Origin of the sequence: Streptomyces durocortorensis (genome assembly GCF_016901035.1) — a bacterium.
Classification (GTDB): domain Bacteria; phylum Actinomycetota; class Actinomycetes; order Streptomycetales; family Streptomycetaceae; genus Streptomyces; species Streptomyces durocortorensis.
Genome location: NZ_JAFEUF010000095.1, coordinates 1 through 25,157, shown reverse-complemented (window position 1 = coordinate 25,157; position 25,157 = coordinate 1). Strand labels below are relative to the sequence as shown.

21 protein-coding genes are annotated in these 25,157 nt (G+C 72.2%); 12 read left to right on the top strand and 9 right to left on the bottom strand.

The features are described 5' to 3' along the window. The 4 genes from JS521_RS19060 to icmA all read left to right on the top strand — a co-directional run. The coding region (locus JS521_RS19060; RefSeq protein WP_372448598.1) for an MFS transporter at positions 1–1,435 on the top strand (1,435 nt) is incomplete at its 5' end. A 10-nt stretch (positions 1,436–1,445) separates the two neighbouring features. Continuing rightward, complete coding sequence (locus JS521_RS19055; protein ID WP_065488276.1) at positions 1,446–1,955, top strand: MarR family winged helix-turn-helix transcriptional regulator; 510 nt, start codon at positions 1,446–1,448, stop codon at positions 1,953–1,955. Positions 1,956–2,020: 65 nt separating this feature from the next. Further along, positions 2,021–2,347: a DUF3817 domain-containing protein gene (locus tag JS521_RS19050; protein WP_205084180.1), complete on the top strand. Its 327-nt coding sequence runs from the start codon at positions 2,021–2,023 to the stop codon at positions 2,345–2,347. 95 nt (positions 2,348–2,442) lie between these two features. Then, on the top strand, positions 2,443–4,143 hold the full coding sequence (gene icmA / locus JS521_RS19045) for a coenzyme B12-dependent isobutyryl-CoA mutase large subunit (protein WP_205084179.1): 1,701 nt from the start codon (positions 2,443–2,445) through the stop codon (positions 4,141–4,143). 9 nt (positions 4,144–4,152) lie between these two features. On the opposite strand, the gene JS521_RS19040 is transcribed toward icmA, so the two are convergent. After that, positions 4,153–5,577 carry a sensor histidine kinase gene (locus tag JS521_RS19040; protein ID WP_205084178.1) on the bottom strand — a complete coding sequence of 475 codons (1,425 nt, stop codon included), beginning with the start codon at positions 5,575–5,577 and terminating at the stop codon, positions 4,153–4,155. Then, positions 5,574–6,251 carry a response regulator transcription factor gene (locus tag JS521_RS19035; RefSeq protein WP_205084177.1) on the bottom strand — a complete coding sequence of 226 codons (678 nt, stop codon included), beginning with the start codon at positions 6,249–6,251 and terminating at the stop codon, positions 5,574–5,576. The genes JS521_RS19040 and JS521_RS19035 overlap by 4 nt, the downstream gene beginning before the upstream one ends. Positions 6,252–6,315: 64 nt before the next feature. Here JS521_RS19035 and JS521_RS19030 point away from each other — a divergent pair, with 64 nt between their 5' ends. Both JS521_RS19030 and JS521_RS19025 read left to right on the top strand, forming a co-directional pair. Next, complete coding sequence (locus JS521_RS19030) at positions 6,316–7,545, top strand: UDP-N-acetylglucosamine--N-acetylmuramyl-(pentapeptide) pyrophosphoryl-undecaprenol N-acetylglucosamine transferase (RefSeq protein ID WP_205084176.1); 1,230 nt, start codon at positions 6,316–6,318, stop codon at positions 7,543–7,545. After that, entirely contained in the window at positions 7,542–8,591 is a 1,050-nt protein-coding gene (locus JS521_RS19025) for a GDP-mannose 4,6-dehydratase (protein ID WP_205084175.1), read from the top strand. Before JS521_RS19030 ends, JS521_RS19025 begins: the two co-directional genes overlap by 4 nt. Positions 8,592–8,606: 15 nt before the next feature. On the opposite strand, the gene JS521_RS19020 is transcribed toward JS521_RS19025, so the two are convergent. Continuing rightward, the gene (locus JS521_RS19020) at positions 8,607–9,233 is read right to left on the bottom strand and encodes a TetR/AcrR family transcriptional regulator (protein WP_205084174.1); all 627 of its coding nucleotides are present in this window, start codon (positions 9,231–9,233) and stop codon (positions 8,607–8,609) included. Between the two features lie 381 nt (positions 9,234–9,614). Between JS521_RS19020 and JS521_RS19015 the strand changes: the two genes are divergently transcribed. From JS521_RS19015 to JS521_RS19000, 4 genes are all read left to right on the top strand, one after another. Next, positions 9,615–10,586 (top strand): tetratricopeptide repeat protein, encoded by a 972-nt coding sequence (locus tag JS521_RS19015; protein WP_205084173.1) that lies wholly within the window; start codon positions 9,615–9,617, stop codon positions 10,584–10,586. A 674-nt stretch (positions 10,587–11,260) separates the two neighbouring features. Beyond that, a complete protein-coding gene (locus JS521_RS19010; protein ID WP_205084172.1) occupies positions 11,261–11,914 on the top strand; it encodes a DUF6230 family protein in 654 nt (217 codons plus the stop codon). A 96-nt stretch (positions 11,915–12,010) separates the two neighbouring features. Then, positions 12,011–12,580 (top strand): DUF6114 domain-containing protein, encoded by a 570-nt coding sequence (locus JS521_RS19005; protein WP_205084171.1) that lies wholly within the window; start codon positions 12,011–12,013, stop codon positions 12,578–12,580. Then, positions 12,570–13,898 carry a hypothetical protein gene (locus JS521_RS19000; protein ID WP_205084170.1) on the top strand — a complete coding sequence of 443 codons (1,329 nt, stop codon included), beginning with the start codon at positions 12,570–12,572 and terminating at the stop codon, positions 13,896–13,898. The genes JS521_RS19005 and JS521_RS19000 overlap by 11 nt, the downstream gene beginning before the upstream one ends. 144 nt (positions 13,899–14,042) lie before the next feature. Here JS521_RS19000 and pyk read toward each other — a convergent pair whose 3' ends face one another. The 3 genes from pyk to pta form a co-directional block, all read right to left on the bottom strand. Continuing rightward, positions 14,043–15,473, bottom strand: a complete 1,431-nt coding sequence (pyk, locus tag JS521_RS18995; protein ID WP_205084169.1) for a pyruvate kinase — start codon at positions 15,471–15,473, stop codon at positions 14,043–14,045. A gap of 74 nt (positions 15,474–15,547) precedes the next feature. Beyond that, positions 15,548–16,831, bottom strand: coding sequence for an acetate kinase (locus JS521_RS18990; RefSeq protein WP_239487502.1), 1,284 nt, complete (start codon positions 16,829–16,831; stop codon positions 15,548–15,550). Further along, on the bottom strand, positions 16,828–18,909 hold the full coding sequence (gene pta / locus JS521_RS18985) for a phosphate acetyltransferase (protein ID WP_205084168.1): 2,082 nt from the start codon (positions 18,907–18,909) through the stop codon (positions 16,828–16,830). Before pta ends, JS521_RS18990 begins: the two co-directional genes overlap by 4 nt. Positions 18,910–19,258: 349 nt before the next feature. Between pta and JS521_RS18980 the strand changes: the two genes are divergently transcribed. Next, positions 19,259–20,284, top strand: coding sequence for an ATP-dependent 6-phosphofructokinase (locus tag JS521_RS18980; protein WP_205084167.1), 1,026 nt, complete (start codon positions 19,259–19,261; stop codon positions 20,282–20,284). Between the two features lie 51 nt (positions 20,285–20,335). Here the strand turns inward: JS521_RS18980 and JS521_RS18975 are convergent, their stop codons facing one another. The 3 genes from JS521_RS18975 to JS521_RS18965 form a co-directional block, all read right to left on the bottom strand. After that, positions 20,336–21,040, bottom strand: coding sequence for a helix-turn-helix domain-containing protein (locus JS521_RS18975; RefSeq protein ID WP_205084166.1), 705 nt, complete (start codon positions 21,038–21,040; stop codon positions 20,336–20,338). A 181-nt stretch (positions 21,041–21,221) separates the two neighbouring features. Continuing rightward, positions 21,222–21,896: a response regulator gene (locus JS521_RS18970; protein WP_205084165.1), complete on the bottom strand. Its 675-nt coding sequence runs from the start codon at positions 21,894–21,896 to the stop codon at positions 21,222–21,224. Beyond that, positions 21,893–23,593: a sensor histidine kinase gene (locus JS521_RS18965; protein ID WP_205084164.1), complete on the bottom strand. Its 1,701-nt coding sequence runs from the start codon at positions 23,591–23,593 to the stop codon at positions 21,893–21,895. The genes JS521_RS18970 and JS521_RS18965 overlap by 4 nt, the downstream gene beginning before the upstream one ends. 171 nt (positions 23,594–23,764) lie before the next feature. On the opposite strand from JS521_RS18965, the gene JS521_RS18960 reads away from it, so the two are divergent. Beyond that, a complete protein-coding gene (locus JS521_RS18960; RefSeq protein WP_205084163.1) occupies positions 23,765–25,135 on the top strand; it encodes a cation:dicarboxylate symporter family transporter in 1,371 nt (456 codons plus the stop codon). The last annotated feature ends 22 nt before the right edge of the window (positions 25,136–25,157 follow it).

The following is a 25,157-nucleotide window of genomic DNA, read 5'->3' as shown; positions in this document are numbered from 1 at the left end:
CCCCGACCCGGGCCCCGCGCCCACGCTCCGGGACACCGACTCCCCGGCTCCCGCCGCACCGGGTCCGGGCTCCGGTCCCGGCCTCTCGGCTCCCGCCGCACCGGGTCCGGGCTCCGGTCCCGGCCTCCCGGCTCCCGCCGCACCGGGTCCGGGCTCCCGACCCGACGCCCTGGCTCCCGTCGCCCCGCGCGGCTACCGCGCCGTCTTCGCCGTCGCCGAGTTCCGGGCCGTCTTCGCCGCCCATCTGCTCTCGCTGCTCGGCGTCATGGTCAGCGAACTCGCGCTCACCGTGCTCGTCTACGACCTCACCGGCTCCCCGCTGCTCAGCGCCCTGACGTTCGCACTGGGCCTGCTCCCGTACCTCGTCGGCGGCACCCTGTTCGCCGGGGTCGCCGACCGCTACCCGGCCCGCCGCGTCCTGGTCGTCTGCGATCTGCTCTGCGCTGCCTGCGTTGCCGTGATGCTGGTGCCCGCCACCCCGGTCGCCGGACTCCTCGCCCTGCGCTGCCTGATCGCCGCGATCGCCCCCGTCTTCACCGGGACGCGGATGGCGGCGCTCACCGACATCCTCGGCGACGGCGACCTCTACGTACTGGGCCGTTCCCTCCTGCGGATCGTCTCGCAGAGCGCGATGCTCATCGGGTTCGGCGCGGGCGGGGTGCTGCTCACCGTGCTGTCCCCGCGCGGCGCGATCACCGTCACCGTGGTGACCTTCCTCTGCTCGGCCGCCCTGCTCCGCCTCGGCACCCGCGACCGCCCCGCCCGCACCGGCGGCGAGAGCGGCGGCACCCTGCTGAAGGAGTCGCTCTCCGGGGCCCGCCTGGTGCTGGGCGACCGCCGCATCCGCGCCCTGATGCTGCTGCTCTGGCTGCCCGCGATGTTCGTCGTGGCTCCGGAGGCGCTCGCCGCCCCGTACGCCGACGCGATCGGGGCCTCGCCCGCCGCCCTCGGCCTGCTGTTCTGCGCCATGGCCGTCGGGCACATCGGGGCCGAACTCTTCGTGGGGGCCGCGCTCAGCCCCCGTAACCGCTCCCGGATCGTCCTTCCCGTCGCCGCAGTCGGCCTGCTCCCGCTCCTCGTGTACGCGGTCCGCCCCGGGCTGCCGCTCGCCCTGGCCGCCCTCGCGCTGGCCGGCGCGGGCGCCGCGTATGTGATCGGGCTCGATCAGTGGTTCGTCGACGCCGTGCCCCAGGAGCTGCGCGGCCGGGCCATGACGCTGCTCACCGCCGGGCTGATGACCGTCCAGGGTCTCGGGATGGCGCTGGCGGGGCTCGCGGCCGAGTTCTTCCCGGTCCACCAGGTGGTCGCCGGATCCGGAATCATCGGTACCGTCTGCGCGCTCCTGCTCGTCGCCGAGGTCCGCAGGACAGCCCCCGGACGGGTGTCCGATACCGAAGGACGAGACGGGGCTGACCGGCATGTGACCAGTCGGTAAGGTCGGTGCCGTGCCGAAGCCGCTCAGCCTTCCCTTCGATCCCATCGCCCGCGCCGACGAGCTCTGGCAGCAGCGCTGGGGGCCCGTGCCCTCGATGGGGGCGATCACCTCGATCATGCGGGCCCAGCAGATCCTGCTCGCCGAGGTCGACGCCGTCGTCAAGCCGTACGGGCTCACCTTCGCCCGGTACGAGGCGCTGGTGCTGCTCACCTTCTCCAAGGCCGGCGAGCTGCCGATGTCCAAGATCGGCGAGCGGCTGATGGTGCACCCCACCTCGGTCACCAACACCGTGGACCGGCTGGTGAAGTCCGGTCTGGTCGACAAGCGCCCCAACCCCAACGACGGCCGGGGCACCCTCGCCTCCATCACCGACAAGGGCCGCGACGTCGTCGAGGCGGCCACCCGGGACCTGGTCGCCGTCGACTTCGGTCTCGGGGTGTACGACTCCGAGGAGTGCGCCGAGATCTTCGCCATGCTGCGCCCGCTGCGGGTGGCGGCCAAGGACTTCGAGGAGGGGTGAGCCCGGCCCTCCGGTAAGAGGGGCCGGGCGAAGATCGCCCCGGTCGTCCCGTTACGCTCGATGCCATGAAACAGAACGTGCTCACCCGCTACCGGGTGATGGCCTACGTCACCGCCATCTGGCTGCTCGTCTTCACCGTGGCGATCATCGCGAAGTACGGCTTCGAGACCGGCGACACCATGCTGATCTCCCAGGTCCACGGCGTGCTGTTCATCGTCTACGTCGTCTTCGCCTTCGACCTCGGCTCCAAGGCGAAGTGGCCCTTCGGCAAGCTCCTGTGGGTGCTGGCCGCGGGCTGCATCCCCTTCGCCTCGTTCTTCGTCGAACCGAAGGTCAGCCGCGAGGCCCGTGCCCTGGTCACCGACCCGGCCCCGGCCCCCGCGAAGGTCTGACCCGGCCCGTCCGGCACACCCCGACCGCCCCGCGCACAAAGCGCCGGGCGGTTTGCCATCGACATTTACTAGGACGTCCTAGTAAATTCGAGGGTATGGACGCTGACGCGATCGAGGAAGGCCGCCTCCGCTGGCAGGCCCGTTACGACAAGGCCCGCAAGCGTGACGCGGACTTCACCACGCTCTCCGGGGATCCGGTCGAGCCCGCGTACGGGCCCCGCCCCGGTGACACGTACGAGGGATTCGAGCGGATCGGCTGGCCGGGGGAGTACCCCTTCACCCGGGGTCTGCACGCCACCGGCTACCGGGGCCGTACGTGGACGATCCGCCAGTTCGCCGGCTTCGGCAACGCCCAGCAGACCAACGAGCGCTACAAGATGATCCTCGCGGCGGGCGGCGGCGGACTCAGCGTCGCCTTCGACATGCCGACGCTGATGGGCCGCGACTCCGACGACCCGCGCGCGCTCGGCGAGGTCGGCCACTGCGGGGTCGCCATCGACTCCGCCGCCGACATGGAGATCCTCTTCGGCGACATCCCCCTCGGCGACGTCACCACCTCCATGACGATCAGCGGCCCGGCCGTCCCCGTCTTCTGCATGTACCTGGTCGCCGCCGAGCGCCAGGGCGTCGACCCGGGCGTGCTCAACGGCACGCTCCAGACCGACATCTTCAAGGAGTACATCGCGCAGAAGGAGTGGCTCTTCCAGCCCGAGCCCCATCTGCGCCTCATCGGCGACCTGATGGAGCACTGCGCCGCCTCCATCCCCGCCTACAAGCCGCTCTCCGTCTCCGGCTACCACATCCGCGAGGCCGGAGCCACGGCCGCGCAGGAGCTGGCGTACACGCTGGCCGACGGCTTCGGTTACGTCGAGCTCGGCCTCTCCCGCGGCCTGGACGTCGACACCTTCGCCCCCGGGCTCTCCTTCTTCTTCGACGCGCATCTCGACTTCTTCGAGGAGATCGCCAAGTTCCGCGCCGCCCGCCGCATCTGGGCCCGCTGGATGAAGGAGACGTACGGCGCGAAGACCGACAAGGCCCAGTGGCTGCGTTTCCACACGCAGACCGCCGGGGTCTCGCTCACCGCGCAGCAGCCGTACAACAACGTCGTACGGACCGCTGTCGAGGCGCTCTCCGCCGTCCTCGGCGGCACCAACTCGCTGCACACCAACGCCCTCGACGAGACCCTCGCGCTCCCCTCGGAGCAGGCCGCCGAGATCGCCCTGCGCACCCAGCAGGTGCTGATGGAGGAGACCGGCGTCACCAATGTGGCCGACCCGCTGGGCGGCTCCTGGTACGTCGAGCAGCTCACCGACCGGATCGAGGCCGAGGCCGAGAAGATCTTCGACCAGATCCGCGAGCGCGGCACCCGGGCTCACCCCGACGGGCAGCACCCCATCGGGCCGATCACCTCCGGCATCCTGCGCGGCATCGAGGACGGCTGGTTCACCGGCGAGATCGCCGAGTCCGCGTTCCAGTACCAGCGCGCCCTGGAGAAGGGCGACAAGCGGGTCGTCGGCGTCAACGTCCACCACGGCTCGGTCACCGGCGACCTGGAGATCCTCCGGGTCAGCCACGAGGTCGAGCGCGACCAGGTCAGCCAGCTCGCCGACCGCAAGGCCGCCCGCGACGACGCCAAGGTCACCGCGGCGCTGGACGCGATGCTCGCTTCCGCCCGCGACGGCTCGAACATGATCGCGCCGATGCTGGACGCGGTACGGGCCGAGGCCACACTCGGCGAGATCTGCGGGGTGCTGCGCGAGGAGTGGGGCGTCTACACGGAGCCGCCGGGCTTCTGAGGCCCGAGGTCAGGAGGGCCCGCCCCCGCTCGGCGGGCCCTCCGGACCGAACGTCAGCGTGAACAGCGCCCCGCCGCCCGGCGCCGCCCCCGCCGTCAGCTCCGCCCCGTGCGCGCGGGCGATCTGCCGGGCCATCGCCAGGCCCAGGCCCGAGCCGGGCAGGGCGCGCGCCGCCTCGGCCCGGTAGAAGCGGTCGAAGACGTACGGGAGGTCGGCGGCCGGGATGCCCGGCCCGTGGTCCCGGACCGTCAGCTCAAGGCCGCCCTCGTAAGCGGTCAGGCCGACCTCCACCGGAGTGCCCGGCGGGCTGAACTTGGCCGCGTTGTCCAGCAGGTTCGTCAGCAGCCGGGCCAGCCGCGCCGGAACCCCGGGCCGGACCGCCTCCGCCGCGCCCGCCCCCACCTCCAGGAGGAAACGCGTCTGCGGCCAGTGCGTCCGTGCCGTGGCCACCGTGTGCTCCGCCACCTCCGCGATCCGCACCTCCTCCAGGAGCGGCAGCGGCTCCTCGTCCCGGGCCAGCTCGATCAGGTCGTTCACCAGCCCGGTCACCTCCCGGATCCCCCGGCCCAGCGCCCCCGACGCCCGCTCGCGCTGCGCGGGCGTCAGCCGGTCGCCGCGGGCCAGCAGCTCCGCGTTGGTGCGCAGCGCGGTCAGCGGGGTCCGCAGCTCGTGCGAGGCGTCCGCGACCAGCCGGCGCTGCGAGCTCACCGACTGCTCCAGCTCCCCGAGCATCGTGTTGAAGCTGGCCGCCAGCCGGGTCACCTCGTCCTGGCGGCCCGGCGGACCCGGCGGCAGTTCGATGCGGTGGCGCGGATCCCGGGTCGCCGCGATCCGCTCCGCGGTCGAGGTCAGCCGGGCCACCGGGGCCAGGCCCGTGCGCGAGACGGCGTACCCGAGCAGCCCCCCCCCCGGGCCCCCCCCCCCCCCGCCCGCCGCCAGCAGCACGGCCGCCTGCCGCACGCCCTTCTCCACCGGGTCCGCCCGCAACGCCACCTGGAGCGCCCGCCCGTCCCCGAACGGGGTGGTCAGCATCCGCAGCGGCTGCTCGAAGCGGGTGACGTTGCTGTAGTACGGGGCCCGCGTCCCCGCCGCCACCTCGCGTACGGGAGCGGAGACGGGCAGCAGATACGCCGCCTCCGGGTCCGCCGCCGGATCGGCCGGGACGATCTGGGCGCAGGCGGGCGCGGAGAGGTAGCGGCACTCACCCGCCACGATCTGCGGGCCCTCGCCCCGGTTCTCCTGGATCACCCGGGTCGCGGACTGGGTGAGGGACAGGTCGAGCTGGTGCAGCAGCTCGTAGCGGATGACGAAGAACGCCGCCGCGCACACCCCGACCGCGACCAGCGCCACCGCCGCCGAGGCCGCCAGTGCGAGCCGGGTCCGCAGGGGCCGCCTGCGCCGCCACCGCGCCCCCAGCCGCCGCACCCCGCTCACGCCACGTCCAGCCGGTAGCCGAGCCCGTGCACGGTGTGGACGAGCCTCGGCTCACCGCCCGCCTCCAGCTTCCGCCGCAGATAACCCACGTACACCGCGAGCGAGTTGGAGTCGGGCCCGAAGTCCTGGCCCCAGACCCGCTCCAGGATCACCTCGCGCGGCAGCGCCTGCCCCGGGTGGCGCAGCAGCAGCTCCAGCAGGGCGGCCTCCGTGCGGGAGAACTCCACGGGCCGCCCCGCCCGCCGCCCGGTCCGGGTCACCGGATCCAGCGTCAGATCCGCGAAGGCCAGGTCCCCGTCCGGGGCGGGCGGGGCGGCCCGCCGCAGCAACGCCCGTACCCGCGCCACCAGTTCGTCCAGCGCGAACGGCTTCACCAGATAGTCGTCGGCCCCCGCATCGAGGCCGTCCACCCGCTCGCTCACCGACGACAGCGCGGTCAGCACCAGCACCGGCGTCCGGTCCTCCATAGCCCGCAGCCTCCGGCAGACCGCAAGGCCGTCGAGCACCGGCATCATCACGTCCAGGACCAGCGCGTCCGGCTCCCAGGCGGCCACCGCCGACAGCGCGGCCAGCCCGTCGCCGACGCCCCGGACCTCGTACCCCTCGACGCTCAGCCCGTCCTCGACGGCCGCCCGAACGTCCGGCTCGTCCTCGGCCACCAGAATCCTGTTCATGGACTGAAGCCTGCCAAACCGGACTCTTAGAACCCTCTTAAGCCGCTTCCCGAGAGTGGCGGCCATGCGCACACCACTCTCCGTCGTGATCGGTGCGGGCGGCACCGGCGGCCATATCTACCCCGGTCTCGCCCTCGCCGAGGCCCTGCGCCGCGCCGACCCGGACGCGGTCGTCTCCTTCATCGGCACCGAACGCGGTCTGGAGACGACCCTGATCCCGGCGGCCGGATACCGGCTGCACACCGTCGACATGATCCCCTTCGACCCCGCGCTCGGCGCGAAGCGTTTCCTCCTCCCGGCCGCTCTCCTCCGCTCCGGCGCCCAGGCCCGCTCGGTCCTGCGCACCCAGAAGGCGCAGGTCGTCGTCGGCATGGGCGGCTACCCGAGCGCCCCGGCGATCGTCGGCGCGAAGATGGCCGGGCTGCCCAGCGTGATCCACGAGTCCAACGCGGTCCCGGGCCGGGCCAACCAGTTCGCCGCCCGGCTCACCGAACACCTCACCGTCGCCTTCGACGGCAGCCGCGCCCACCTCTCCGGCGGCGAGCGGGCGCTGACCGTCGGCATGCCGATCGCCGCGTCACTGGCCGCCCTGGACCGGCCCGCCCTGCGCGAGGAGGCCCGCCGCGCCTTCGGGGTACCCGAGGGGGCCCGGGTGGTCCTCTTCAACGGCGGCAGCCTCGGCGCGGCCCGCCTCACCGCCGCCGCCGTGGGGCTCGCCGCCCGCTGGCGGGGGAGGGACGACGTCCACCTCCTGATCAAGACGGGCCCGGCGGCCCTCGCGGAGACCCGGCAGAAGCTGATCGACGCGGGGGCCGGTGCCGCCGGGCACCCGTACGGAGTCGACGCGGAGGCCGGGACAGCCCCGCACCCGTACGGAGCCCACGCGGGGGCCGGGCCCGTCGCCCAGGCTGTGCCCTACCTCGACCGGATGGACCTCGCCTACGCGGTCGCCGACCTGGTGGTCTGCCGGGCCGGCTCCGCCACGATCGCCGAACTCGCCACCGCCGGGGTGCCCGCCGTCCTCGTGCCGTACCCGTACGCCCCCGGCGACCACCAGACCCACAACGCCCGTGTCCTCTCCGACGCCGGGGCCGCCCACCTCGTCCCCGACGCCGAGACCACCGCGGACCGCCTCGCCGAGCTGATCGACCCGCTGCTCGCCGACCCCGCGCGGCTCGCCGTGATGGGCCGGGCGGCCGACCCGGGAAACCACGCCCGCGCCGCCGACCTGTTGGCGCAGACAGTCATCCGGCTTGCCGGACAACCCACCACCACAAGGGAGTTCACCTCATGAACAGCGCAACCGCCGATGTGGACAGCACCACCGCCGACAGGAACAGCACGGCCATCGACTGGACCGGACGCACCGTCCTCGTCACCGGCGCCGAGGGCTTCATCGGATCCACCCTCGTCGACCTTCTCGTCCAACGCGGTGCCCGCGTAAGGGCGTTCGTCCACTACAAGCCGTACGCCGACAAGGGCCACCTCGCCCGCTACCTCGACGACCCGCACGGGCCCGTCGAGTTCATCGCCGGGGACGTCGGCGACGCGGGCCGGGTGATGGACGCGGTCGAGGGCTGCGACACCGTCTTCCACCTCGCCGCGCTCATCGGCATCCCCTACAGCTACGACTCCCCGGGCGCCTACGTCCGGACGAACGTCGTCGGCACCGAGAACATCGCCGAGGCCTGCCGCCGCCACTCCGTCCGCCGCCTCCTGCACACCTCCACCAGCGAGGTCTACGGGACCGCGCTGACGGCCCCGATCGGCGAGGACCACCCGCTCCAGCCGCAGTCGCCGTACTCCGCGTCGAAGATCGGCGCGGACATGATGGCCCTGTCCCACTGGCACGCCTTCGAACTGCCGGTGACGGTGGTGCGGCCGTTCAACACCTACGGGCCCCGCCAGTCGGCCCGTGCCGTGATCCCCGCGATCCTGGCCCAACTCCACTCCGGGGCACGGGAGATACGCCTCGGCTCGCTGACCCCCACCCGTGACTTCACCTACGTCACCGACACCGCGGCCGGGTTCCTGGCGCTGGCCGGCTGCGACCGGGCGCTGGGGGAGAGCGTCAACCTCGGTACCGGCCGGGAGATTTCGGTCGGGGACCTCGCGAAGGCCCTCATCACCGCCTCCGGCCGGGACGCCGAGATCGTCGTGGACCCGGCGCGGCTGCGGCCCTCCGGCAGCGAGGTGCACCGGCTGCTCTCCGACAACACCCGCGCCCGCACCTGGGCCGGCTGGGAGCCCGAAGTCACCCTGGAGGAAGGCCTGGAGCGGACCTCGGCGTGGGTGGCGGACCATCTGCACCTCTTCGCCCCGGGGCGCTACCAGGTCTGATGCCGGGCGATGCCGCTACGCCGCCTGCGCCCCGGCCAGCCCCAGCAGCAGCAGCGAGGTGAAGCCGCTCGCCCACTCCGCGTCCACCGGCTCCGCGCTGACCAGGGTGCGGTGCACCACGGCTCCGGCGATCACGTCGAAGATCAGGTCCGCGTTGCGGGCTGCCGCCGAGGCGTCGTCCTCGTACCGCAGCTCGCCGCGGGCCTGGGCGCGTTCCCGGCCCTGGAGCACCAGCCGCTTCTGCCGGTCCACGATGGCCGAGCGGATCCGGTGGCGCAGCGAGTCGTCGCGGGTGGACTCGGCGACCACCGCCATCAGCGCCGTACGGGCCTCCGGCCGCTCCAGCAGGGCGGCGAACTGGAGCACGACCCCCCGCACATCGGCGGCCAGGCTGCCCCGGTCGGGCAGCTCCAGCTCGTCGAAGAGGACCGCGACCGCGTCCACGACCAGCTCGTTCTTGCCCGCCCAGCGCCGGTAGAGGGTCGTCTTGGCGACCCCGGCCCGGGTCGCCACATCGCTCATCGTCAGCTTCGACCAGCCGAGATCGACCAGGGACGCCCGCGTCGCCTCAAGGATCGCGGCATCGGCCGCGGTGCTGCGCGGACGCCCTGTTCGGGAGGCTCTGGGGTCGGTGTCGCTCATGATGCGGCGACCATACCGGTCGGTAGGGAGAACGGTTGTGCCCCGGGGCCCGTGAGACAGATCACCGGGATCACCTGTTCCGGCGGGCTGATCGGCAGTTACGCTACGGGTCGTAGCGTAAGGAAGGCGGCCTGCTCGCCCCGTACGCCACGGAACGAACGAGCGACAGCCACCGGGGTGCTTCACCAGGCCCCAGGCGCCGGGTGGGGATCCGGGGCCGCTCGGACCGGCCGGATGGGGATCCGGAAGGTCCACCAGGGTCTTTCAGGGGCCCGCTGCCGTTCCGGCCCGTCCGCCCTCGCACGCCAGTGGGGGCTGTGGGCCGGGCCGGTTCTCGCACTCGCTTTTCGGAACGGTGCGGTCAGGGGGGAGGATGTACGTATGCAGCCTAGGAACATGTCCATGAGCGGCGTTGTCGACCTCGCCGCCGTCAAGGCGGCCGGAGAGGCCAAGGCCAAGGCGGAGCAGGCCCGCGCGGAGGCCTCCCGGACCGGAGGCGCCGGCGCCGTCGCGCCCGCCGCCCTGGTGATCGACGTCGACGAAGCCGGTTTTGAGCGCGATGTCCTCCAGCGCTCCGCCGAGGTGCCCGTCGTCATCGACTTCTGGGCCGAGTGGTGCGAGCCGTGCAAGCAGCTCGGCCCCCTGCTGGAGCGCCTGGCCGTCGAGTACAACGGCCGCTTCCTGCTGGCCAAGGTCGATGTCGACGCCAACCAGATGCTGATGCAGCAGTTCGGCATCCAGGGCATTCCGGCCGTTTTCGCCGTCGTCGCCGGGCAGGCCCTCCCGCTCTTCCAGGGCGCGGCCCCCGAGGCCCAGATCCGCGAGACGCTCGACCAGCTGATCCAGGTCGGCGAGGAGCGCTTCGGGCTGACCGGGATCGTCGTCGACCCGGACGCCGGAGCGCCCGACACGGCCCCGGCCGAGGTGCCGGCCGGTCCGTACGACGCGCTGCTGGAGGCCGCCGCGTCCGCGCTCGACGCCAATGACTTCCCCGGCGCGATCCAGGCGTACAAGAACGTGCTCTCCGACGACCCGGGCAACCCGGAGGCCAAGCTGGGCCTGGCCCAGGCGGAGCTGCTCGGCCGTGTCCAGAGCATGGACCCGCAGGCGGTGCGCAAGGAAGCGGCCGACAGTCCGGGCGATGTGGACGCCCAGATCGCCGCCGCCGATCTCGACTTGGTCGGCGGTCATGTCGAGGACGCCTTCGGCCGGCTCGTCGAGGCGGTCCGCCGCACCGCCGGCGACGACCGGAACGCCGCCCGGCTGCGGCTCCTGGAACTCTTCGAGGTGATCGGCCCGGAGGATCCCAGGGTCACCGCCGCGCGCACCGCGCTGGCCCGCGTCCTGTTCTGAGACCGGTCCGGATCCTGGTCCGACACGCTCCGCCGTCCGCTCCGGACGAGCCCGATTGTGCCGATGTGACAAGACGGCCGCACCGCCCCCCGGGCGGAGCGGCCGTTTCGCCGTCCCGACGCCGAAGAAGGCCGCCAAAGGCCTTTGCTTTACCAAAACTTGACAAAGATGCAAGCTGTTACTCGCAGTAAGGCGGCTGAGCTGTTCTGTCCTGTTTCCGGGAAGTTTCCCGCTATTCCGATGTCCCTTTCGTGCCACCCTGCGTCGCCGTGTGATGCCGCCCTGTCGCCCTGCGGTTATCGGGCCGTTACTAGCCAGTAACGATCCCCCTTGTGCCGGGGCCGTGAATGGACCACGATCGGCCACGCTCGGTCCAATACCTCCAGCCCGGTCTCCAGCCGGTGTCCGAGGGTCTGTTGGGTCCCCACCGGGTGGGTCGGCGGCAGTGGCGCCGACCGCGGACAGGGGGGTTCCCGCTTACCGGCGGGGCCTGTCCGACCGGCTGTGCGGAACGCGCGGCCAGTGGTTGTCGCTCGGGGGTGAACGCCGGTGGATCGGATGCGGGACACGTCTCCGATACGGGCGCTCTCCTTCCCGAGGACGTAGCACTTCTCCCATCCCAGGACGGGCACGACGCCCGGCCGGAGATGTACGTCCGAGAAGAAGGAGCAAGTATGAGTTCCCAGGTTCGCGGTGGGACGAGATGGAAGCGGTTCGCTCTGGTCATGGTGCCGAGCGTCGCCGCGACGGCCGCGGTGGGCATAGGCCTGGCACAGGGTGCGCTGGCGGCTTCGTTCAGCGTCTCCGGCCAGAGCTTCAAGGTCAGGGCCGACCGGCTGGAGGGCCAGGACTTCGTCCAGTACGGCAGCGTCGCGGTCGGTAAGGACCTCGAAGGCAAGGAAGCGGCGCACGCGGTCGCGGTGTCGGGCTTCAGCAGCGCGACGATCACCAACATGTGCCAGTCGGTGGTCACGCCGAAGGTCCCGTTCATCAACAAGCCCGTCAGCCTGAAGCTGAGCGCCGGTACCAACCCGAAGAACCCGGTCGAGGCGACCAACCTCTACCTGGACATCTCGGAGCTGGACGCAGACGCCGAGTTCCGGAACATCGACATCGGCGTCGCGGCCGGTTCGCTGAAGAAGGAGAACAGGCCGAACAGCATCGGCATCCAGCCCGGTACGCAGGCGAACGGTGCGGGCTTCGCGCAGCGCGCCGACTCGGCCGTGCTGACCGGCGTGAAGCAGACGGCGTGGGCGACCACCGCCGGCACCTTCAAGCTCAGCGACCTGAAGCTGAGGCTGCACACGGGCGTCGAGGAGTGCTACTAGCACTCGGCCCGGGTGGCCGGAACGTCCGCCGAGGGTTTTCCGGCCACCCCCTCCTTCCTTTCTCACAGCGGTACCGGTTCCAGGGAGCTGTTTTCCATGAGCCCCGAGTCCACAGGGCAGAACGAGCACCACATCCGCGTCTATCGGCGACGCTTCCGCGCCTGGCGGGGTAACCGCCCGTTCTGGGCCGGTCTGTTCACCATGGCCGGTGGCCTTCCCATCGCCTACTTCCCCTACGCCGACCTGCACCTCGGCAATATGACGCTGGCGATGTCCACGACCGCCGGCGCGGGATCCCTGATCATCGGGGTTCTGCTGATCACGCTCGGCTTCACGATGTGGTTCCACCACATAGTCCGGGTGTTCGCGGGGATCGCGGCCATCCTGCTGGCGCTGATCTCCCTTCCCGTCGCCAACATCGGCGGCTTCGTGATCGGGTTCCTGCTCTCCCTCGTCGGCGGAGCCCTGTCCGTTTCGTGGGCGCCGGCGGCGCCGCAGCGGGCCGACGAGGCGACGGGCGGCGAGCAGGCCGGGCCCGCGAAGGGCCTGCCGTACGAGGAGCGCCCCGAGGGCGAGCTCCAGGGCGCGGCGGCCGTGCCCCGGCAGCACGGCGCCGGGCTCGACACGGCGGCCGAGGCCGAGGGCGGGAGGCATCGTGCGGGGTGACGACGGACAGCGGACGGACGCCTACCCCGGCGACGGGCTCCGCGAGCGCAAGGGCCCCCGCCACGCGGCCCCCCGGAAGTCGCTGCTGACCAAGCTCCACCTGCCCAGCGGCAAGAAGGCGCTGGCGCTCGCGGCGATGCCCACGGCGGTTTTCGTGGGCATGGGGCTGACGCCCAAGCTGGCCCTGGCCGACGACGGCGCCGACATCCCGTTCGCGCCGGGCCCCTGCGTCACCCGGTCCGACGAGCCCAGCGAGTCCGAGTCGCCCGAGGCCACCCCGTCCCCGTCGGCCACGGCGAAGGACGAGGCCGGCAAGGACGCGAAGCCCGGCGCCACCGCGACCCCGAAGCCCTCGGCGAGCGGTTCGGCCTCCGACGCGGACGGGGGCAAGGACCCTTCGGCCGACGCGAAGCCCGACGAGGACGCTGACAAGCCGGCGCAGTCCGCGGAGGAGAAGCCCTCCGCGACCCCGACGCCCACCAAGTCGAAGAACCCGCTGGACCCGCTCGGACTCGGCGACGCCCTCAAGGACCTGTTCGACGGCCCGGACGAGGACAAGGCGGAGGACGAGGAGAAGGCGGAGGACAAGGCCGAGGACGCGGACAAGGCCGAGGAGCCGGCGAGCCCGTCCCCGAGCCCCACGACCAAGGCCCCCGAGCCGTCCGAGAAGCCGAAGGACCCCGCGAAGGAGACGACGGACAAGACGGCCGACGCCATCCGCGAGGCCGCCGAGAAGGCCGGCAAGGACGTCGAGGAGCTCGACGAGGACGCCAAGGGACTCGACCCCAAGAAGGACGAGGACATCCCGGACGGCGCGAAGCCCCGCTTCCCGTGCCCCGAGCGCGACGCGGACGCGCTCGCCGCGGCCGAACTGGAGCCCGGCATCCCGTTGCTCCCGTCCGACCCGTGGACCCTGGAGTCGACGCTGCTCACCCTCAACGGCCTGGACTACCACGGCATCGTCGAGGTGAAGAAGGCGGACGGCAGCATCAAGAAGGTGCTGAAGTTCACCGCTGCCTCCATCGACATCAAGGACCTGCATCAGCTGACCGTCGGTCCGGCGGGTACGACGGGCCATGTGAAGTCGCGGCCCGGCTCCACGTCGACGATCCGCAACGGCGAGGTGACGATGTACACGGAGGAGCTGAAGGGCAACCTCTTCGGCCTCATCCCGATCACCTTCAGCCCCGAGACCCCGCCGCCGCTGAACGTCCCCTTCGCCTTCTTCACCAAGGTGAAGGTCACCCAGGCCGGCCAGTTCGGCGGCACGCTCACCGTGCCCGGACTGAACAACTACCTCGAAGGCGGCAACGGCTAGCGGCCGCCGCCCACGATCCCGTCCGGGAGCCGCACACCCACCCCGCCCCCCCCCCCCCCCCACCGGGGGGGGGGGGGCGGCCCCCGCGGGGGGGGGGGGGGGGGGGGGGGCTGGGTCGTGTGCGTGACGGAGGGGCGTCGCGGGTCAGTCCCGCTCGCCGCCGCCCAGGTGGTGCACCCGGACCATGTTGGTGGTGCCGGGGACGCCGGGGGGCGAGCCGGCGGTGATGATCATCGTGTCGCCGGAGCTGTAGCGGTTCAGCTTGAGCAGCTCCGCGTCGACCAGGTCGACCATTGCGTCGGTGTTGTCCGCGTGCGGGACGACGTGTGACTCGACGCCCCAGCTCAGCGCGAGCTGGTTGCGGGTGGCCTCGTCCGTGGTGAAGGCCAGGATCGGCTGGGCCGTGCGGTAGCGGGAGAGCCGGCGGGCGGTGTCGCCGGACTGGGTGAAGGCGACCAGGGCCTTGCCGTCGAGGAAGTCCGCGATCTCGCAGGCCGCACGGGCCACCGAACCGCCCTGCGTACGGGGCTTCTTGCCCTGGACGAGCGGCTGGAGGCCCTTGGAGAGCAGCTCCTCCTCGGCGGCGCAGACGATCTTCGACATCGTCTTGACCGTCTCGATCGGGTACGCGCCCACCGAGGACTCGGCGGACAGCATGACCGCGTCCGCGCCGTCCAGGATCGCGTTGGCGACGTCGGACGCCTCGGCGCGGGTCGGCCGCGAGTTGGTGATCATCGACTCCATCATCTGGGTCGCCACGATCACCGGCTTGGCGTTGCGCCGGCACAGCTCCACCAGGCGCTTCTGCACCATCGGGACCTTCTCCAGCGGGTATTCGACGGCGAGGTCGCCACGGGCCACCATCACGCCGTCGAACGCCGCGACGACGCCCTCCATGTGCTCGACCGCCTGCGGCTTCTCCACCTTGGCGATGACGGGAACCCGGCGGCCCTCCTCGTCCATCACCTTGTGGACGTCCTTGACGTCTTCGGCGTCGCGGACGAAGGAGAGGGCGACCAGGTCGCAGCCCATCCGCAGCGCGAAGCGCAGGTCCTCGACGTCCTTCTCGGACAGGGCCGGGACGTTGACCGCCGCACCGGGCAGGTTGATGCCCTTGTGGTCGGAGATGACACCGCCCTCGATGACGATGGTCTTCACCCGGGGGCCCTCGACCGCGACGACCTTCAGCTCGACGTTGCCGTCGTTGATCAGGATCGGGTCGCCCTTGGCGACATCGCCGGGCAGCCCCTTGTAGGTGGTGCCGCAGATCGACTTGTCGCCGGGGACGTCCTCGGAGGTGATGGTGAACTCGTCCCCGCGGACCAGCTCGACCGGGCCCTCGGCGAACTTCGCCAGCCGGATCTTCGGACCCTGGAGGTCGGCGAGCACGCCCACCGCGCGGCCGGTCTCGGCGGCCGCCTTGCGGACACGGTCGTAACGGCCCTGGTGCTCCTCGTGGGAGCCGTGGCTGAAGTTGAAACGGGCCACGCTCATGCCGGCCTCGATCAGAGCGACGAGCTGCTCGTGCGAGTCGACGGCGGGACCGAGGGTACAGACGATTTTGGAACGGCGCATGAGGCGGATCCTATCGGTTTGTTTCGCTGCGGAATATTCCGTCTGGTGGAAGATACAAAGGGGCGCGGGGGTGCTCAGTTGTCGCTGTGTGCCGGGCTGACGGCGTCACCCCGGCTGACCAGGGCGAACGTCTGCTCGGCGATCTCCAGCTCCTCGTCCGTCGGCACCACGGCGACCGCCACCCGGGCGTACTCCGGCGAGATCAGCCGCGGTTCGCCGGACCGTACGGCGTTGAGCGAGGCGTCCACCGCCATGCCCAGCTCCTCCAGGCCCGCGATGGCAGCTTCCCGCACCGGGGCCGCGTTCTCCCCGACCCCCGCCGTGAACGCCACCGCGTCCACCCGGCCGAGCACCGCCGTGTAGGCGCCGATGTACTTCTTCAGCCGGTGGATGTAGATGTCGAAGGCCAGCGCCGCCTGCTCGTCGCCCTCGTCGATCCGGCGGCGGATCACCCGCATGTCGTTGTCGCCGCACAGGCCGACGAGACCGCTCTTCTTGTTCAGCAGGACGTCGATCTCGTCGGCCGACATGCCCGCCACCCGCTTCAGGTGGAAGGTGACCGCCGGATCGATGTCCCCGGAGCGCGTACCCATCACGAGCCCTTCCAAGGGTGTCAGCCCCATCGAGGTCTCCACGCACCGCCCGCCCGCGACCGCCGAGGCCGACGCCCCGTTGCCCAGGTGCAGCACGATGACGTTCACCTCCTCGGGAGCCTTCCCCAGCAGCTCGGCCGTCTTCCGCGAGACGTACGCGTGCGAGGTGCCGTGGAAGCCGTAGCGGCGGATCCGGTGCGCGTCGGCGGTCTCCACGTCGATCGCGTACCGCGCGGCCGCCTCCGGCATCGTCGTGTGGAACGCCGTGTCGAACACCGCCACCTGCGGCAGGTCCGGCCGCAGCGCCTGCGCGGTGCGGATGCCGGTGATGTTCGCCGGGTTGTGCAGCGGGGCGACCGGGACGAGCCGCTCGATCTCCGTCAGCACCTCGTCGGTGATGACGGTCGGAGCGCTGAACTTCAGCCCGCCGTGCACCACCCGGTGCCCGATCGCGGCGAGTTCGGGGGAGTCCAGGCCGAGCCCGTCCGCCGCCAGCTCCTCGGCCGCCGCCTTCAGCGCCTCGTCGTGGTCCGCGATCCGCCCCGTACGCTCCCGGGGCTCGGCGCCGCCACCGGCCAGCGGCGTGTGCACCAGCCGCGAGGTCTCCTCGCCGATCCGCTCGACCAGACCCGAGGCGAGCCGCGAGCGGTCGTGCATGTCGAGCAGCTGGTACTTCACCGACGAGGAGCCGGAGTTGAGGACGAGGACGCGGTGCGGTTCCACAGAGGTATTGCCTTCGTGCCGGGGGATGGAGGAAGTCGTCATGCGGGGCGCTCCTCGCTCTGCGCCTGGATCGCCGTGATCGCCACCGTGTTGACGATGTCCTGGACGAGCGCGCCGCGCGAGAGGTCGTTGACGGGCTTGCGCAGACCCTGGAGCACCGGACCGACCGCCACCGCGCCCGCCGAGCGCTGCACGGCCTTGTAGGTGTTGTTGCCGGTGTTCAGGTCCGGGAAGATCAGCACGGTCGCCTGGCCCGCCACCTCGGAGTCCGGCAGCTTCGTCGCCGCCACGGTCGGCTCGACCGCCGCGTCGTACTGGATCGGCCCCTCCACCCGCAGCTCGGGCCGCTCCGCCCGCACCCGCTCGGTCGCCTCGCGCACCTTGTCCACGTCCGCGCCGGAGCCGGAGGTCCCGGTGGAGTACGACAGCATCGCCACGCGCGGCTCCACGCCGAAGCGGGCCGCCGTCACCGCCGACTGCACCGCGATGTCCGCGAGCTGCTCGGCGTTCGGGTCCGGGTTGACCGCGCAGTCGCCGTACACGAGGACCTTGTCGGCCAGGCACATGAAGAAGACCGAGGAGACGATCGACGCGTCGGGCTTCGTCTTGATGATCTCGAACGCCGGGCGGATCGTGGCCGCCGTGGAGTGCACCGACCCGGAGACCATCCCGTCGGCAAGACCCTCCTGCACCATCAGCGTGCCGAAGTAGTTCACGTCCGCCACCACGTCGTACGCCAGCTCCACCGTCACCCCCCGGTGCGCGCGCAACTGCGCGTACCGCTCGGCGAACCGCTGGCGCAGCTCCGAGGTGTGCGGGTCGATCAGCTGGGTCTCGGCGAGGTCGATGCCGAGGTCGGCGGCCTTCTTGCGGATCACGTCCACATCGCCGAGCAGCGTGAGGTCGCAGACGTCCCGGCGGAGCAGCACGTCGGCGGCGCGCAGCACCCGCTCCACCGTGCCCTCCGGCAGCACCACGCGCTTTCGGTCGGACCGGGCCTGCTCCAGCAGCTCGTGCTCGAACATCATCGGAGTGACCCGCCCGCTGCGGGCCACCGAGATCCGGTCGAGCAGCGCCGCGGTGTCCACGTGGCGCTCGAACAGACCGAGGGCGGTCTCCGCCTTGCGCGGGGTCGCCGCGTTCAACTTGCCTTCGAGGGTGAAGAGTTCGGCGGCGGTGGGGAAGGATCCGCCGGCCACCGACACGACCGGGGTGCCCGGTGCGAGCCGGGCGGCCAGCGTGAGTATCTCCTCGCCGGGCCGCTCGTCCAGGGTCAGCAGCACGCCCGCGATGGGCGGGGTGCCCGCGCTGTGGGCGGCCAGCGAGCCCACCACCAGGTCCGCGCGGTCCCCGGGGGTGACCACCAGGCAGCCGGGCGTCAGCGCGTTCAGCAGGTTCGGCAGCATCGCCCCGCCGAACACGAAGTCCAGCGCGTCGCGCGCGAGCCCCGAGTCGTCGCCGAGCAGCACCGTGCCGCCCAGCGCCGCGGTGATCTGGGCGACCGTGGGGGCCGAGAGCGCCGGGTCGTCCGGCAGGACGGAGACGGGGACGGGCAGCCGGGCCGCGAGCCGCTCCGCGATCCCCGCGCGGTCCTCGGCCGCGACCCGGTTCACCACCATGGCCAGCACGTCGCAGCCCAGGCCCGCGTAGGCGCGGTAGGCGTTACGGGTCTCGGCGCGGACGGACTCCGCGGTCTGCCCCTTGCCGCCGACCACCGCGATCACCGAGGCCCCGAACTCGTTGGCCAGCCGGGCGTTCAGCGCCAGCTCGTCGGGGAGCTGGGTGGCCGCGAAGTCACTGCCCAGCACGAGGACCGCCTCGTACTCCCTGGCCACCTGGTGGAACCGGTCGACGAGCTGCGAGACCAGCTCGTCGGTGCCCTTCTCCGCCTGCACGGCGGAGGCCTCGTGGTAGTCCAGGCCGTAGACGGAGGCCGGGCTCTGGGAGAGCCGGTAGCGCGCCCGCAGCAGCTCATAGAGCCGGTCGGGACCGTCATGGACCAGCGGGCGGAAGACCCCGACCCGGTCCACCTGACGCGTCAGAAGCTCCATGACTCCCAGCTCGACGACCTGACGGCCGTCCCCCCGGTCGATCCCGGTCACGTACACGCTCCGCGCCACGCGTGCTCTCCCGTCCATGTTCGGTGCCGCGACCCGCGGGGCGTCCGGACGTGCGGTGCTGCCCCCGTGCCAGCCCGGTGTCCGCCGGGTGCGGCGTTGGCCTGCATTGCCTCTTGACGATACCTGCGGGGGCCGCTATACCGCCCGCCGGAGGTTCCGGCAGCCCGTGGTCGCGGGCCCCGCCCCTCGGCCCGCCCTTCGGAATCCTCCTGCCCACGGGCGCCACCGGCCCGGCCGAAAGCGCCGGGCCGGTGTGCGGCGTGGGAGGATCGTGATGGTTCAGGGCACGGGACCGGCCCCCGGCGGGCCCCCGGAAAGCGCGGTTACTAGGAGCAGGAGACACACCTCGATGCGCATCGGAATTCTCACCGCGGGCGGCGACTGCCCCGGCCTGAACGCAGTGATCCGGTCGGTCGTCCACCGGGCCGTCGTCGGCCACGGCGACGAGGTCATCGGCTTCGAGGACGGCTTCAAGGGGCTGCTCGACGGCCACTTCCGCCCCCTCGACCTCAACGCGGTCAGCGGCATCCTGGCCCGCGGCGGCACCATCCTCGGCTCGGCCCGCCTGGAGCGCGACCGGCTCCGCGAAGCCGCCGAGAACTGTGCGGAGCTGGCCCGCCGTTACGGCATCGACGCGCTCATCCCGATCGGCGGCGAGGGCACGCTCACCGCGGCCCGCATGCTCTCCGACGCGGGCATGCCGGTCGTCGGCGTCCCGAAGACCATCGACAACGACATCTCCGCCACCGACCGCACGTTCGGGTTCGACACGGCGGTGGGCGTCGCGACGGAGGCCATAGACCGTCTGAAGACCACCGCCGAATCCCACCAGCGCGTGATGGTCGTCGAGGTCATGGGCCGCCACGCGGGCTGGATCGCGCTGGAGTCCGGGATGGCCGGCGGCGCCCACGGCATCTGCCTGCCCGAGCGGCCCTTCCAGGTCGACGACCTGGTCAAGATGGTCGAGGAGCGGTTCGCGCGCGGCAAGAAGTTCGCCGTCATCTGCGTCGCCGAGGGCGCGCACCCGGCCGAGGGCTCCATGCCGTACGCCAAGGGCGCGATCGACCAGTACGGCCATGAACGCTTCCAGGGCATCGGCAACCGCCTGGCCGTCGAGCTGGAGACCCGGCTCGGCAAGGAGGCCCGGCCCGTCATTCTCGGCCATGTCCAGCGCGGCGGCACGCCCACCGCGTACGACCGGGTGCTCGCCACCCGCTTCGGCTGGAACGCGGTGGAGGCCGTGCACCGCGGCGAATTCGGCCGGATGACCGCCCTGCGCGGCACCGACATCGCGATGGTCCCGCTCGCCGACGCCGTCACCCAGCTGAAGCGGGTGCCCACCGAGCGGATGTACGAGGCCGAGTCCGTCTTCTAGGTCCGCCTTCCCGGGGCCGTCGCAGGGGGCACCCCGGGTCCGCCGCAGGGGTCACACCCCGGCGGTCCGCCAGAACTGCTCCACCACCCGGGCCAGGAACGCCCGGCCCGCGTCGCCCGTCGACCCGGAGCGTTCCTGGCCCGTGCTGCTCCAGCTCAGGGTGGAGACCATCAGGGCCTGGTAGTCGGTGTGCAGCTGTTCCAGCACGTTCTGGATCAGCGCCCGGTCCAGCGGGACGACCTTGGCCACCGGCCTGACGTACGCCTGCCAGCGCGTGGTGACCGCGCTGCTCAGCAGCTCCGCCAGCTCCTCGTCGCGGCCCGTCGCCGTCAGGAACTGCGCCGCCGTCAGCCCCAGCGCCCGGCAGAGCGCCGCCGACTGCTTCTCGTTGCCCCGCCAGCGCCCCGTCTCCTCCATCCGCAGATACGAGGCGCCCGTCATCCCCAGCTGGCGGGCCAGGTCGTCCACGGTCAGGTCCCGGGTCATCCGGTGCTCGCGCAGGGTCGCCGCGGCGGCCAGCAGCTCGCCGGGGGCGCACCAGAGGACGCCGGCGAGGGCGGTCAGCTCGCGTTCCCCGGGGGTCGCGAGCCCGCGCTCCCAGGCGATGACGGTCTCTGCGCTGATCCGGAGTCCGTACTGGGCGGCGAGCCCGTAGGCGACATGGCCGGGAGCCATCCCCAGAGCCTCGCGGAGACGGCGCGCGGCGGGGGCGTTGAATGGCGGGGTGGGGTGCACGGGCCCACCGTAGAAGTCCATTTCCGCCCTGGCTACGGTACGTTCCCCACAGAACACGCTTCGTAGGAACCTCCAGCCACGAACCGGGCGGGCGGTACGCGAAACCCGCCTCACCAGCGCTTTCTTTTCCGCCCAGACCCCGCACCGTCAGCGCCGGAAAACCGACCGGCAAGCGCTTGTCGGCGTGCGGGGCGCCGACCGGTCAGCGTCCTGCGGGCCGCCAGCTGTAGTGCAGTTCAGGTCGGCCGACCTGCCCATAATGCGGACGCCTCGCGGCGCTGCCGATGGTCACCAGGTGCTCCAGATACCGCCTGGCCGTGATCCGGGAGATGCCGAGCCGCTCCCCGGCGGCGGCCGCCGTCACCCCTTCCGGCGCCTCCTTCAGCACCCGGGTCACCGCCTCCAGCGTCGGGCCGCTGAGCCCCTTGGGCAGCGCGGCCGGATGCGCGACCCGCAGCGCGCCCAGCGCCCGGTCCACCTCCTCCTGCCCGCTCGCCTCCCCGGCGGCGCCCCGGAACTCCGCGTACCGCACCAGCCGGTCCCGCAGCGTGGGGTACGTGAACGGCTTCAGCACGTACTGCACGACGCCCAGCGACACCCCCTCCCGCACCACCGCGAGATCCCGCGCCGAGGTCACCGCGATCACATCCGCCCCGTGGCCGGACGCCCGCAGCGAACGCAGCAGCCCGAGCCCGTGCCCGTCGGGCAGATAGAGGTCGAGCAGCAGCAGGTCCACCGGGGTCCGCTCCAGCGCCCGAACCGCCGCCGCCCGGGTGTGCGCCACCGCCGTCACGGTGAAGCCCTCGACCCGCTCCACGTACATCTGGTGGGCGTCGGCGGCCACCGGATCGTCCTCCACCACCAGCACTCTGATCACGCCGTGACCTCCTTCGCCCGGGCCCCCGCAGCCGACCTCGCCGTACGGTCCCCGAGCGGGAGCCGTACGGTGAACCGCGCGCCACCGTCCGGACCCGCGTCCAGCTCCACCGTGCCCCCGTTGCGGTGCGCCGCCTGCCGCACCAGCGCCAGGCCGAGCCCGCGCCCCGCCCCGTGCGTGGACCAGCCCCGCCGGAACACCTCGTCCGCCGCCTCCGGGCCGATGCCCGCGCCCGTGTCCGCGACCCGCAGCAGCAGCTCCCGCTCGTCCGCGAGCGCGGTCACCGTCACCCGCGCCCGCCCTGCCGGACCCCCGGCCGTCCGGGGCGCGGGCACCGCGGCCCCGGACTCCTCCGCGTCCTCGGGGCCCTCCGACGCCGCGTCCACAGCGTTGTCGATCAGATTGCCCAGGATCGTCACCAGATCCCGCTGCGCCAGCGAGTCCGGCAGCGCCCCGTCATCGATCAGGCTGTCCTCCGCGAGCACCAGCTCCACACCCCGCTCGTTCGCCTGGGCCGCCTTGCCCAGCAGCAGTGCGGCCAGCACCGGCTCCTCCACCGCCCCCACCACCCGGTCGGTCAGCACCTGGGCCAGCTCCAGCTCCGCCGTCGCGAAGTCCACGGCCTCCTCCACCCGGCCCAGCTCGATCAGCGACACCACGGTGTGCAGCCGGTTCGCCGCCTCGTGGGCCTGCGAGCGCAGCGCCTGCGTGAACCCGCGCTCGGAGTCCAGCTCCCCGGAGAGCGCCTGGAGCTCGGTGTGGTCGCGCAGGGTCACCACCGTGCCGCGCCGCTCACCGCCGACCACGGGGCGGGTGTTGACCACGATCACCCGGTCCGCCGTCAGGTGCAGCTCGTCCACCCGCGCCTCCGACGCCAGCAGCGCCCCGGTCAGCGGTGCGGGCAGGGCCAGCTCGTCGACCGTGCGGCCGACCGCCTCCGTGTCCGGCTCCAGGCCCAGCAGCTCCCGCCCGGCGTCGTTGATCAGCGCGATCCGCCGCCGCCCGTCCAGCATCAGCAGCCCCTCGCGCACCGCGTGCAGGGTGGCCTGGTGGTAGTCGTGCAGCCGGCTCAGCTCGGCCGCGTTCATCCCGTGCGTGTGCCGGCGCAGCCGGGCGTTGATCACGTACGTGCCGATCCCGCCGAGCGCCAGCGCCCCGCCCGCCGCCAGCGCGAGCGCGCCGAGCTGGTCCCGTACCTGCGAGGAGACCCGGTCCACGGTGATGCCCGCGCTGACCAGGCCGACGATCCGGCCGTTGTCGCGGATCGGGGTCACCACCCGTATCGAGGGGCCCAGCGTGCCGGTGTAGGTCTCGGTGAAGGTCTGCCCGCGCAGGGCCTTCGCGGTGTTCCCGAGGAAGGTGTCGCCGATCTGCGTCGTGTCCGGATGCGTCCAGCGCACCCGCTCGGTGTCCATGATCGTGACGAAGGCGATCCCGGTGTCCTCGCGTACCCGCTCCGCGTACGGCTGGAGTACGGCGGACGGGTCCGGGGTACGGATGGCCTCCCGTACGGAGGGGGAATCGGCCACCGCGAGGGCCGCCACCCGCACCTGCCGGGCGGCCGTCTCCTCGGCCTGCGCGCTGCCGGAGACGTACGCGAACACGGCGCACCCGGCCACCACGGCGGCGATGAGCACGACCTGCATGGCGAAGAGCTGGCCCGCCAGGCTGCGGGGGCGGGTACGGGGGAGGCGCATACCCCACAGTCTGCCTGGCCCGGCGGGACGCTCCCAGAAGTCTCCTGGATGGCCGGAAAGCGACCGTGAACGATATGAACGCAAGGGTGACCGGGGTCACAGGCCGGTGGATAGTCACCGAAGCCCCCAGGGACGGGGGTGCACGTCGTGACCGAGCCGAGGAGCCCCACCATGGCTGTGGCAGCCAAACAACGGGACCGCACCCACTACCTGTACATCGCCGTGATCGCCGCCGTGGCGCTCGGCATCCTGGTGGGCTTCGCGGCCCCCGGGGTGGCCGTCGAGCTGAAGCCCATCGGCGCCGGCTTCGTGAACCTGATCAAGATGATGATCTCGCCGATCATCTTCTGCACGATCGTCCTGGGCGTCGGCTCGGTCCGCAAGGCCGCCAAGGTCGGCGCGGTCGGCGGTCTGGCGCTGGGCTACTTCCTGGTCATGTCGACCGTGGCCCTGGCCATCGGCCTGCTCGTCGGCAACTTGCTGGAGCCCGGCTCCACCCTCCACATCACCGAGGCCGCCCGCGAGGCGGGCGCGGAGCAGGCCGGCGGCGCGGGCGAGTCCACCGCCGACTTCCTGCTCGGCATCATCCCGACCACGATCGTCTCCGCCTTCACCGAGGGCGAGGTCCTCCAGACCCTCCTGGTCGCGCTCCTCGCGGGCTTCGCGCTCCAGGCGATGGGCAAGACGGGCGAGCCCATCATCCGCGGCATCACCCACATCCAGCGCCTCGTCTTCCGCATCCTCGCCATGATCATGTGGGCCGCCCCGGTCGGCGCGTTCGGCGCGATCGCCGCGGTGGTCGGCGAGACCGGCCTGGACGCCCTGAAGTCCCTGGCGATCATCATGATCGGCTTCTACGTCACCTGCGCGCTGTTCGTCTTCGTGGTGCTCGGCGCGATCCTGCGCCTGGTCGCCGGGGTGAACCTGTTCGCGCTGCTGAAGTACCTGGGCCGCGAGTTCCTGCTGATCCTCTCCACCTCCTCGTCCGAGTCGGCGCTGCCCCGGCTCATCGCGAAGATGGAGCACATGGGCGTCAGCAAGCCCGTCGTCGGCATCACCGTGCCGACCGGCTACTCCTTCAACCTCGACGGCACCGCGATCTACCTCACGATGTCCTCGCTGTTCATCGCCAACGCCATGGGCGACCCGCTGAGCGCGGGCGAGCAGATCTCGCTGCTGGTCTTCATGATCATCGCCTCGAAGGGCGCGGCCGGTGTGACCGGCGCGGGCCTGGCGACCCTGGCCGGCGGCCTCCAGTCGCACCGCCCCGAACTGGTCGACGGCGTCGGCCTGATCGTGGGCATCGACCGCTTCATGAGCGAGGCCCGCGCCCTGACCAACTTCGCGGGCAACGCGGTCGCCACGGTGCTGGTCGGCCACTGGACCAAGGAGATCGACAAGGACCGGGTGGGCGAGGTGCTGGCCGGACGCATCCCGTTCGACGAGAAGACCCTGGTGGACGACGGTCACGGCTCGGCCCCCGCCGACGAGGTCCCCGAGCAGCGGGACGGCGCGCCCGCCGAGCAGCCCGCCAAGGTCTGACCCGCGCCACCCCCCCCGGAGC